Origin of the sequence: Shewanella sp. 5S214, from assembly GCF_041439795.1 — a bacterium.
Taxonomy (GTDB): Bacteria; Pseudomonadota; Gammaproteobacteria; order Enterobacterales; family Shewanellaceae; genus Shewanella; species Shewanella vesiculosa.
On the sequence record NZ_JBGOOV010000050.1, the window covers coordinates 1 to 9,285 of the forward strand.

General features: G+C 38.9%; 16 protein-coding genes. 1 reads left to right on the forward strand and 15 read right to left on the reverse strand.

Annotated elements, in window-relative coordinates; genetic code table 11:
* Nucleotides 1-80: 80 nt before the first annotated feature.
* The 3 genes from ACED29_RS20560 to ACED29_RS20570 all read right to left on the reverse strand — a co-directional run bounded on the left by ACED29_RS20560 (nucleotide 81) and on the right by ACED29_RS20570 (nucleotide 1,599).
* Complete coding sequence (locus ACED29_RS20560; protein ID WP_347691056.1) at nucleotides 81-449, reverse strand: DNA-binding protein; 369 nt, start codon at nucleotides 447-449, stop codon at nucleotides 81-83.
* A gap of 12 nt (nucleotides 450-461) precedes the next feature.
* Nucleotides 462-761 (reverse strand): type II toxin-antitoxin system HigB family toxin, encoded by a 300-nt coding sequence (locus ACED29_RS20565; protein ID WP_347691057.1) that lies wholly within the window; start codon nucleotides 759-761, stop codon nucleotides 462-464.
* A gap of 109 nt (nucleotides 762-870) precedes the next feature.
* Nucleotides 871-1,599, reverse strand: coding sequence for an integrase (locus tag ACED29_RS20570; protein WP_347691058.1), 729 nt, complete (start codon nucleotides 1,597-1,599; stop codon nucleotides 871-873).
* Nucleotides 1,600-1,903: 304 nt separating this feature from the next.
* Between ACED29_RS20570 and ACED29_RS20575 the strand changes: the two genes are divergently transcribed.
* Nucleotides 1,904-2,056, forward strand: a complete 153-nt coding sequence (locus ACED29_RS20575; protein WP_371698607.1) for a hypothetical protein — start codon at nucleotides 1,904-1,906, stop codon at nucleotides 2,054-2,056.
* 116 nt (nucleotides 2,057-2,172) lie between these two features.
* Here the strand turns inward: ACED29_RS20575 and ACED29_RS20580 are convergent, their stop codons facing one another.
* From ACED29_RS20580 to ACED29_RS20635, 12 genes are all read right to left on the reverse strand, one after another.
* Nucleotides 2,173-2,400: a hypothetical protein gene (locus ACED29_RS20580; RefSeq protein WP_347691060.1), complete on the reverse strand. Its 228-nt coding sequence runs from the start codon at nucleotides 2,398-2,400 to the stop codon at nucleotides 2,173-2,175.
* 53 nt (nucleotides 2,401-2,453) lie between these two features.
* A complete protein-coding gene (locus ACED29_RS20585) occupies nucleotides 2,454-2,717 on the reverse strand; it encodes a hypothetical protein (protein ID WP_182742239.1) in 264 nt (87 codons plus the stop codon).
* Nucleotides 2,718-2,789: 72 nt separating this feature from the next.
* Complete coding sequence (locus ACED29_RS20590; RefSeq protein WP_182742238.1) at nucleotides 2,790-3,665, reverse strand: DNA adenine modification methylase; 876 nt, start codon at nucleotides 3,663-3,665, stop codon at nucleotides 2,790-2,792.
* A 10-nt stretch (nucleotides 3,666-3,675) separates the two neighbouring features.
* The gene (locus ACED29_RS20595; protein ID WP_347691062.1) at nucleotides 3,676-4,188 is read right to left on the reverse strand and encodes a hypothetical protein; all 513 of its coding nucleotides are present in this window, start codon (nucleotides 4,186-4,188) and stop codon (nucleotides 3,676-3,678) included.
* Between the two features lie 77 nt (nucleotides 4,189-4,265).
* On the reverse strand, nucleotides 4,266-4,808 hold the full coding sequence (locus ACED29_RS20600; RefSeq protein ID WP_182742236.1) for a hypothetical protein: 543 nt from the start codon (nucleotides 4,806-4,808) through the stop codon (nucleotides 4,266-4,268).
* A gap of 67 nt (nucleotides 4,809-4,875) precedes the next feature.
* Nucleotides 4,876-5,241 (reverse strand): hypothetical protein, encoded by a 366-nt coding sequence (locus ACED29_RS20605; RefSeq protein ID WP_347691063.1) that lies wholly within the window; start codon nucleotides 5,239-5,241, stop codon nucleotides 4,876-4,878.
* Between the two features lie 78 nt (nucleotides 5,242-5,319).
* Nucleotides 5,320-5,532: a hypothetical protein gene (locus tag ACED29_RS20610; RefSeq protein WP_347691064.1), complete on the reverse strand. Its 213-nt coding sequence runs from the start codon at nucleotides 5,530-5,532 to the stop codon at nucleotides 5,320-5,322.
* A 2-nt stretch (nucleotides 5,533-5,534) separates the two neighbouring features.
* Nucleotides 5,535-5,927, reverse strand: a complete 393-nt coding sequence (locus tag ACED29_RS20615) for a hypothetical protein (protein ID WP_182742233.1) — start codon at nucleotides 5,925-5,927, stop codon at nucleotides 5,535-5,537.
* A 9-nt stretch (nucleotides 5,928-5,936) separates the two neighbouring features.
* Entirely contained in the window at nucleotides 5,937-6,149 is a 213-nt protein-coding gene (locus ACED29_RS20620; protein WP_347691065.1) for a 2Fe-2S iron-sulfur cluster-binding protein, read from the reverse strand.
* Nucleotides 6,150-6,475: 326 nt separating this feature from the next.
* Nucleotides 6,476-6,667: a hypothetical protein gene (locus ACED29_RS20625; RefSeq protein WP_182742230.1), complete on the reverse strand. Its 192-nt coding sequence runs from the start codon at nucleotides 6,665-6,667 to the stop codon at nucleotides 6,476-6,478.
* 122 nt (nucleotides 6,668-6,789) lie between these two features.
* Complete coding sequence (locus ACED29_RS20630; RefSeq protein WP_347691066.1) at nucleotides 6,790-7,893, reverse strand: toprim domain-containing protein; 1,104 nt, start codon at nucleotides 7,891-7,893, stop codon at nucleotides 6,790-6,792.
* 320 nt (nucleotides 7,894-8,213) lie between these two features.
* Nucleotides 8,214-9,285 (reverse strand): VWA domain-containing protein (locus ACED29_RS20635; RefSeq protein WP_371698608.1); only part of this gene is annotated, 1,072 nt, incomplete at its 5' end.

Here is a 9,285-nt window from a genome sequence, read left to right on the forward strand (position 1 = left end):
TATTATAAATGATCAAACACTATTAAGAATTATCAAACTTTAATATAAACGCACACATAATCACTCATAAAATCTATTTCCTATCGAGCTAATTGGTAGTCGCGAATAAGACTTTCTAAAGGAATTTTAAGCCCTTCATTAAGCTTTCTGATCATGCCTATACTGAGGCGTCTTTTGTAATTTAAAACTTCACTGACTCGGCTACGCTGCCCCAAGTAAGGTACTAAGTCGGTATCATCTAGCCCCGCTTGCTCCATTCTGAAACGAATGGCTTCAACTGGGTTGGGCGCACTAATGGGGTAATGGATTTCTTCAAACGCTTGAACCAACGTTACCAACACATCCAGTTCATCACCTTCTTCTGTATTCGGCTGTGCATCCCAAAGCTGCTCTATTCGCTCTAAAGCGGCCTTGTTGTCGCTCTCTGTCTTAATTGGTTTAATGCTCATATTCTTGCCCTATTAAATCGTTGCTGCATCTACTTTGTCGTATTCAGCATGGGTTCCAACGAACCTGATGTAACACATCTTAAACTGATAATTCACCGCCACAATTAGACGGTATTTATTGCCGTGGATATTAAAAACAACTCGGTTATTCCCGACAAAACTCGCATTTCGATACAAAGCCTTTATATCGTGAGAACTTTCCCAATCAGCATGTTTGGCTTCGTCAAACCACGCTTTTAATGGCTGCTCTGCATCTTGATATTTCGGTTGTTCCCAAAAGGCTTTTAAAGCCGCTCTAGATACAATTCTCATGACCATTTCCCATTATGGGAAATGAACAGATAACAGTCAAGCACTGTTTTTCCTTTTGGGGAAGAAACTTGATTTTCTTTATATTTTTCATAATCAATAGAGAGATCATTCATATCTTAAACCGCCTCATTTTCCTCAAGGATTCTAATTTTTTTTGTTTACGAATGCCACGATCAATAAACCATTCAGTAATAGGGCTGTATTGTTCGAGATCTGCGGCTAGATAGGTTTTTACTGTTGTATCTGACATACCACCAATGATGATCAAATCATTTACCGATAAACCGCTTTTATAGCCCTCAATCACAAACGCTTTAATGAAAGAGGTTCTATCAACCCCACAATCATTAAGGCCAGCTTTGACTATGAGAGAGTCTATGAGTTTGTTCATTGCTATTGGGAGCAACTTCTTTGAACCATCAATCTTTTTGCCGCGATGTTGAAGCCCGAACTCTTTATAGTTGTCGCTCACAAGCAATGGCAAATTAGGGTTAAAACCGAGATATGATTTATGAGGGTGAGTGTTAAGCCCTTTAGCCTGTAACCAAGCTAAATAGCTTTCTATTGCACTTTTGACTTCATCATTGGTTAACGGTATTGGCCGCTCATTACCATCAAATGATATTGACTCCGGGATAATAAATAACTCGTTAAGCAAACCTGTTGAGGAGATCAGCAGTTGGCTAGTGATCAGGCATAACTCAATAGGTCTTATCCCACAGTGATTCATCAGGACTAACACTAGTTTGTTACGTTCTTTAAACTCTGATTTACGACCGCAATTCTTACCGATCAAATAGTCCCAAAGCTCGCTGTTGCTAATTGGTCTTCCCTTCACTATAAACGCACCATAAGCAAAATTGGTGCGCTTATAGTGTCAGTTAAATGAATTCAAGACAAGGTGAAGTGCTAGAAGCCTTAACTACTATTGGCTAGCATCATAAAGGTAGGAAAGGTTCGTCGAAGCATTAGTTAAAGATTCGATAGAAAACAGCTCTACAACACATCGTTAGATCCCAAATTCAATACCGCAAAAAAGCATCGATAATTTATTTAGTCATGACCAGTTGCGGGTTGTGAATGTGCAATTATGATAAAGGGACAAGATAAATATATGATGTCAACATTCAGAGGTACAAGTAATGAATGATGTAAAACGGGATAGAGGAACGGCTGAGCGCAAATACAGAGTTACAGAAATCAAACGCCTATCTGGTCAAGGTGTCTCTATCAGTAAGATTGCTAAAATGTTAGGAATTCCATATTCATTAGCGAAATCATTGTCTACGTTATAAATCAAATACAATCTTCTTAACCACTCGAACGGTCTAGAAAATCAACGAAGAATAATTGAAAATACCGAAAGAGGTTTCACGGTTGGCAAAGGTAAGGCTCCATAAGAATGAGGTTTTTACACTTCTGAACTGCCTATCCAATTTGTTCCTAGATATGCATCCCAGCCATTAGGACAATATGCATAGAGATCTAGTGACTCTAATGCATCATGTGTCCATCGGCCGTTCGGGGCTGATACTGTAGCAACTTCACTCCCATCTAAATCATGGATAATAAGCGCTAAGCATTCAAACCCAATTAATAAATCGGGTTCCCGAGGGTTAATAGGTCGAGTAATAATCACTGATTTCCGCCTATATTTTTGGTTGTTGTTGATTTAAAACCTCTACAGCGGAATTAAATTTCATCAAGAATTTCACGAGCTTGCTCTATAGCAAGACTCATTGAATATCTTTCTAATTGTTTGACTTCATACGCCACACACTCTCTACCCGTCCGCAAAATGTGCATTACTGTACGTTTGTCTTTAATCCCATAAGTAACGATATTTGTTAGTGAATTGCCCTTTTGCCATTGTGTATGTACACGAGTGACACGGGAACCACCAGCAAGTTGCGCCAGTGCCAAATGTGCATTATCTGATAATGTTGGAATAATCATGTGTGTTCTCCATTCGCAGAGCACACAACCCCAACAGGGATGTGTCCCTGCAGGGGTATTAATGTTGACCAACTAAGCCAGACTAAAGCGTCCGTTATGGTTGATAAAATGGTGACTCGTTAACAACTTTTGCACTAATCCTTGCCAATCAATATGTAAACTCGTTTGAGCATACACATTGGATATTAGCGATAAGATTTCAGCCTCACTCCATGAACTGCATTGCATCACCCGTCGAAGCGTGACTAACAATTCTTGAGCTAAGTTATTTTCAAGTGTTGAGACATACTGCTCTAAACTCACAACAGTATTTCTATTTGGCGACCGCCTAAAAACCAAAAGCTTTTCATGCATAATTTTCACAATTGGCTTACGGTAAGAGCTAGAATCGCTTGCTACGTTATGTTGTAGTTTGATAATTTCATCGCACAAAGGGTCAGGCGCTAGTGCTTCAGTGATTGAAGACCAGTTAATATAAACCCCTTTTCGACGTTGATTACCCATTAACACGGCGTAATGACCTCCTGGCAAAGTCGCATCCGAGATATTATGCAGCGCTAATTTCAGCGCAGCTTTAAAATCTTCATCGGATAATCGACTCATATCGTGCTTATGCTCGACTCCCCACATGTTTCCTGAGTACGGGATCATGCTGCCATAGGGCGGGTGAAACAATATCAGATTTGCTTGTTCCCCGACCGTTGTCAGTAAATCATCCACTAGCAGATTAAATCCACTATGTAGATCAGTACCAAAAAAGCGGATGCCTTTTGATGCCGCAACGTCACAAGACGTTCCACCACCGATGGCTGGATCTACAAATAAACCTCCAACGGGAAGATAATTGTCGATTAAATCTGAAACGATATGACCGGTGCAATTACCTCGATATTTGTTATTGCCAAAAGGACCTCTATCGGGATATGACGCTATTGAACTCGTAAACATATCAAACTCCTTAATGGGCGCTAAAAAAAGAAAGTATTCCGAATAATTCAGACTCATACATTTCTTGATTTAGCGCAGAAGTCGAAATAATGTCCCCTTCACAATACGTCACTACCTCCATTGTAAAGTCATTACACCACACACAATGCAATTTGTTATCACGAACCAATATCTTCCAATTAAGGTCGTCTATAAGTTCATTTTCAAATTGATAAAGTGATTGTGATGTTGCTTCACGTACAAGCAAACAACCAGTAGAAGTCTTTTCAACCTTATGTAGTTGTTCTACTTTTTTTGGAAACCAATATGCGTCGCTCTCAGTATAGATAAAGCGTTCTGGTAAATAACACTCATCAGAAAAACCAATGACTTGCTTTGGTTCACGAAAAAATATGCCGAATTCATTAGTAAAAGTGACAAAATCGCCAACCTTAATGTCGCAAGGTACTGGTGACTCTGCCGCTAATTCTCTTTTGAATTGCTCGTATTTCAATTGATTATCGATTTGATGTTGAGATAACATAATGTGTCCTCCAAAGACGTTGAGGGCACAATTTCCCAATGGGTAGATTATGTGCCCATTGGGGTATGTTTAAATTGTTAAGCGACTAACCGTAGTTTCGTGAGTGTTGCAGCGTGACATTGAACGTTCGTGATAAAATCAACCATGAGCTGATTACCACTTTCATTAAATGCCTTTTTCCACGACTCCCAGGAAGCAGGATTTGTTTTGTCATTATTAAGAGAAAACATCTCATTTCGCGACCAAGGTGAGCTTAATAAATGTGACATCTTATCAACCAAAATCGGTAAAGATGTGCACGACTTCATGCTAAATGGCGGCTCTTGGATCAAACTGAGCGCCATTTCCTTGGGGATACTATTCAATTTGTCTTCAATGGCATGATAAAAAAGCCCATCCGACCAATTGCTGACATGAACAGGGTCTATACCCTCAAAAAGTGGGATCAAACAAGTACCACTGTCTCGCAGTATCCAAATATATTCTCTATGTGGGGTTTCCAGAGCAGCCCTTTTTAACAGTAATTCATCACTTTCTATATCACCACGATGGTTAACTGGCCAACCTGTTTTTTCAGATTCTTTCTTGATTTTTGAGTAAATAACTTGTGCATCTAACATAGTGTGTCTCTCCATATAAAACTTTAAGGACACACCAACCCATTAGGGTGATATGCCCTATGGGGGGTTAGTTTTCTATCGTAAAATGCTTATCCTCTATGAGTAGAACAGTTTTACCATTTTCACAGGCAAGCATGGTTCGCTTACCTATATACTCATGCCTAATACTCTTCCAACACTCAAGGTCATCCCTTTCTGTCGTCCATACGTCGGTATAAGGTTTTTTCTCAAACTGTTCAACGGTAAACGACGGCAAGGGCACTTCAAAGCGCATTTTTGTTTTTTTGTGGACCAAAATACCGCCTGGCGTCAACTTGGTTTCGTCTCCCTCATTGTGAAAGCTACTGTACCCAAATCCATCACCTGTTTTATCAATCAATTGAGAATCTAATGACTGAATATGTAGCGGTATTAGTTTGATCGGTTGATTCATAATGTGTCTCTCCATTTAAAAATTAAAGGACACATCGACCCATTAGGGTGATATGCCCTAGTGGGGTTTATTTATTGGTTAACGTTGATTAATAGAAGTGAATTGCACTTCACTATCTATCGTTTGACCTACATGTACGCCATGGCGTCTAAGCATTTCTTCTAGTGCTATTGCACAGAATTGAAATGCTCTAGCACCTTCATCGGCATCGGGACGTTGCTTACAATCAGCTTCGTAATCTCGAAACGTTTTAATTAAGTTTTGAGCTTCTATGGCTAACGGATTTATCATTGCTAGTACCTCGATGTCATTCTTTTTGGACGTACAGGTTTATCCATTTGAATAATTTTAGAATCACTCTCTAACGAGATGGTTCTGTCAATTCGCGATAAAGTGTTTTTACCACTCCAGAAAAAACCCAGTTCATGCTTCACGCAATTGCGAATAGTGAGTTTGTTGCTTTTCCCTTCTGTGATCATGTGTTCTCTACAATGAAGTTTTTCCACCATTAATAGAAACTGTATGTCTGATAATGCTGAATCTAAACGTCTTTGAAGTTTATTGTTGTTGACGACTTTCTTACCGATGATATAAGCCGCTAAAGATGGCACCGCCGCTGTTAGAATATTTCCTACAGTTTTGATTATTGCCATCACGAGAAGATTATCGATTACAATATTTTGCATGACTCCCTCCTAGCGTTGTTCTATAACAATCGATGAGTTTGATTTACAACAACAAGCCAAAATTTCACCTGTCCCCAATATTGCTATCGGCGTTTGGATTAATTCGACTGTTCCAGAGATTAAATTAGATTTGCATTGACCACAAAAACCACTTTTACAACCAAATTGAATTTGATTATCAAGAGTTTTAAGTTCAACATTTTTTGGGATTTTGATTTTCATTGTGTCCTCCAGATCCGTAAATTTGAAAGACATTTATCCCAATGGGAAAGAATGTCTCCCAAGGGGGTTAATTAGCCAAAGGCTCTCACATTAACGATATTGCTTTAATATTGTTAATGCCGGTCACTACTCTCATTTCTAAAAAATAGCCGCTCGGGTTTCCCATGTTGAGCTGACATGCGCTTATATATAATTAAGTTCAAAGCCAAAAGAGGCTTAAAAAATTAATAATAGGGATAAACGATTGAGGAAATCATAAACCTAAATAGACTTTGGAAAATCTACTTGGGTTTATGAGGCGGTAAATCATTACCGCCTCTTCACAGTCAAATTTCTGCTATTAAACCGTTTTGAGTGATAAGAGATTTTTGACGAGCCCAAGTCGTTAATTTTTCAATTCTATCGTAGCTATCCATTCGTGATAAATCTTCTCGAATATGGAATGCTTTGTTAGTACCAATCGTTAATATGCTTGATGCACAATCAAAAATGCCTTGTACGTATTCGGTTTTGGCCATGATCATTTACTCCACTTGTTAAAGGTAAGGTTATCCATCACAAAAGGCACTGCTAAATGCTTTTTGTGATGGATAACCCAGTCAACATAGTTCCCACTATGGGGAACTATGTGACAGAGCATTTATCTGGCCGTATAGCCATGGATTAACGATGGATTTGAATTAAACACATCCAACCAATCCTCTTTTTCTGCGTTAAGGAAGTCAGGGTAATAAATATGACATTTCACCCCTTTTTCACTTAGTCTTTTCATCAACTTATTCGCTGATGTTAATCCCGCACCACTAGGCTCCTTTTCAGACCAAATACCAACATGTGTGATGTCAGAATCAGGCTCAAAAAGCGCAAGAACGGTATCGCTATATAACGACCAACAAGGTAAACCATTGGCATTGAATAGCGCTAAGGCCGTTTCAATTCCTTCTGTTACCCCAATGTATTTACCTCCACACCTCAACGGTAGTGGCTCCCCTAATTGAAATGAACCCCCACCCATATAACCAGGAGGGCTCATTAACTTTTTAGGATTACTAACATCAGCTTTGCCGCTGCCGTCAGGCTTCAGATAAATCCGGTGGATAGTTAAATTGCTTCCGTCTTTACTTTTAAAAATGCCAAGTAATGCTGGATATGTACCAATAACCTGCTTTTTATCTGAACAGTAATATTTAAGCCCCGGGTGGAAACCTAAAGTTGAAGAAAATTTCCGAACTTCTTCACTTGTTAACGTCAAACCTCGACATCTCAAGTAATTCATAGCAATTTCAGACTTATACGCAGGTATAGCTTCATGATATACCCTTTGTAATGACTTCAATCGCTGTTCTTTTTTCTCTTTACTACAGTATTCAGATTTTTGCTGTTGTTCTCGGCTTAGTTGCGCGGAAACTTCTCGATAACTTATCGCTTGATAATCACCTCCTGTAATTTGTAACACTTCATCGGCAGCCTCTTTAATAGAGCAGTTGCGATAAAATGCAATTACATTCAGTCCATCGGTTAGTTTTCCAACGTAATTATGAAAAGCTTGGCCTGTTTGTTCCCAACCGTTAACTAGACGAAACACAGTTGAACCATCCCCAGTTTTTGGGCAGGGTGTTTGTGCTGGATATTTGTCAATTGCAGCTTTTAAACCACTAAAATGTTCAAATATATTTCTCCAACCGCCTTGCTGAGCAACAAGTGCTTTTACTTTTTTAATCTTAGAGTGACTGGCTTGGTACATAATAACTCTCCTAAATATTGCCTACGGAAACCCCAAAACTCCCTTGCTAAAAGAAACTTTGGTGGTTTCCGCAAGCAAGTTAGAAAGAGCGACCTATTACTAGGTCGCACTAAGATTTACCGATTTAGAAGTGGTCTCATTACCCATGAGGCTCCAATCAATACCTTTTTGCCATTACGCATTACGTAAAAAGCATTTAAGCCACTCGCTCTTTTCTCTTTGATTACTACGTTCATAGTGTGCCCTCCAAGGCATTTGTTGGGCACACTTTTCCCCCAAAGGGTAAAAGTGTACCCATTGGGGTTATTGAAATTTTTACGCTATTTAAAAGCGTGTTTAAGTCCTACGGTTAACGCATTAACGAGCTCTTTTGTAGAATCAATGACATGAAAATCTGTATCTTTAAATCCACTGACGACTTGTCTAATGCCTATACCAAAAACTTTGACTCCTAACGCTTGAGCTTCTTCTATTGCAAGTTCTGTATCTTTAACACTATTAGGGTCTCCATCAGTAATTACAAAAAGTAATTTCCTAGGTTCTCCACGAGTCATTAATAAAGAAGTTGCTGATTGAATAACCTCAGCGGTAGGTGTACCTCCGAACGAACCAATATTGAAACTTTGAATCGAACTTTTTTCTTCAAATGATTTAACTATCGCTAAATGTTCAACATAGTCCTGGTCCCTTAATGGATAATATGCCACTAAAGATTCCACTCCATGAATGCCATCAAGTGCAGTGCTTAATGAATAAGCAACACTATTTGCCATCTTCATATCAGAATCGTCCATAGAACCAGATTTATCGATCAATAATACAATAGCCGCATTAGGTGAACGATGTATGGCCTGTGAATCAAATACCTTAGTATTTCCGATTACAACACTTGCCAAACGGCTAGAGCTAATCGATTTACCTCTGTTATGAAGTGAGTTGTTAACATAGTTTTGGTCATGAAAAATCCGTTTTAATGGATTTTTAATACGTGAAATAATTCCTCTCAAATTGTCATCGATAAGACGATCACTGCTTAAAGGTAAACTATTTTCATTTTTAGCTATTGGTAAACCAATAATTTGACCAATTGGATGTTGTTCAGCCATTTCTTCTATCGAAGAAATCAATTTATCGTGAAAGTCGTCATCATATTCATCAAGAGCTTGAATAATCGCCTCAACTTCCTCATTGCTTAATTTTTTATCATCCGTTGTATTTGAAGTGGTGCGTGAACTCCCTGAATCACCAGAGTCGCTTGAGTCATCTTGACTGTCGCTATCGTCTGAATCGCTTGAGTCACCTTGACTTTCGCTATCGTCTGAATCCCTTGAGTCATCTTGACTGTCGCTATCATCTGAATCGCTTGAGTCACTTTGACTGTCGCTATCGTCT

Bases quoted from the DNA above. Each gene is read 5' to 3' on its own strand.
- ACED29_RS20560 (WP_347691056.1), bottom strand. From the start codon at position 449: ATGAGCATTAAACCAATTAAGACAGAGAGCGACAACAAGGCCGCTTTA.
- ACED29_RS20565 (WP_347691057.1), bottom strand. From the start codon at position 761: ATGAGAATTGTATCTAGAGCGGCTTTAAAAGCCTTTTGGGAACAACCG.
- ACED29_RS20575 (WP_371698607.1), top strand. From the start codon at position 1,904: ATGAATGATGTAAAACGGGATAGAGGAACGGCTGAGCGCAAATACAGA.
- ACED29_RS20585 (WP_182742239.1), bottom strand. From the start codon at position 2,717: ATGATTATTCCAACATTATCAGATAATGCACATTTGGCACTGGCGCAA.
- ACED29_RS20590 (WP_182742238.1), bottom strand. From the start codon at position 3,665: ATGTTTACGAGTTCAATAGCGTCATATCCCGATAGAGGTCCTTTTGGC.
- ACED29_RS20595 (WP_347691062.1), bottom strand. From the start codon at position 4,188: ATGTTATCTCAACATCAAATCGATAATCAATTGAAATACGAGCAATTC.
- ACED29_RS20600 (WP_182742236.1), bottom strand. From the start codon at position 4,808: ATGTTAGATGCACAAGTTATTTACTCAAAAATCAAGAAAGAATCTGAA.
- ACED29_RS20605 (WP_347691063.1), bottom strand. From the start codon at position 5,241: ATGAATCAACCGATCAAACTAATACCGCTACATATTCAGTCATTAGAT.
- ACED29_RS20610 (WP_347691064.1), bottom strand. From the start codon at position 5,532: ATGATAAATCCGTTAGCCATAGAAGCTCAAAACTTAATTAAAACGTTT.
- ACED29_RS20615 (WP_182742233.1), bottom strand. From the start codon at position 5,927: ATGCAAAATATTGTAATCGATAATCTTCTCGTGATGGCAATAATCAAA.
- ACED29_RS20620 (WP_347691065.1), bottom strand. From the start codon at position 6,149: ATGAAAATCAAAATCCCAAAAAATGTTGAACTTAAAACTCTTGATAAT.
- ACED29_RS20625 (WP_182742230.1), bottom strand. From the start codon at position 6,667: ATGGCCAAAACCGAATACGTACAAGGCATTTTTGATTGTGCATCAAGC.
- ACED29_RS20630 (WP_347691066.1), bottom strand. From the start codon at position 7,893: ATGTACCAAGCCAGTCACTCTAAGATTAAAAAAGTAAAAGCACTTGTT.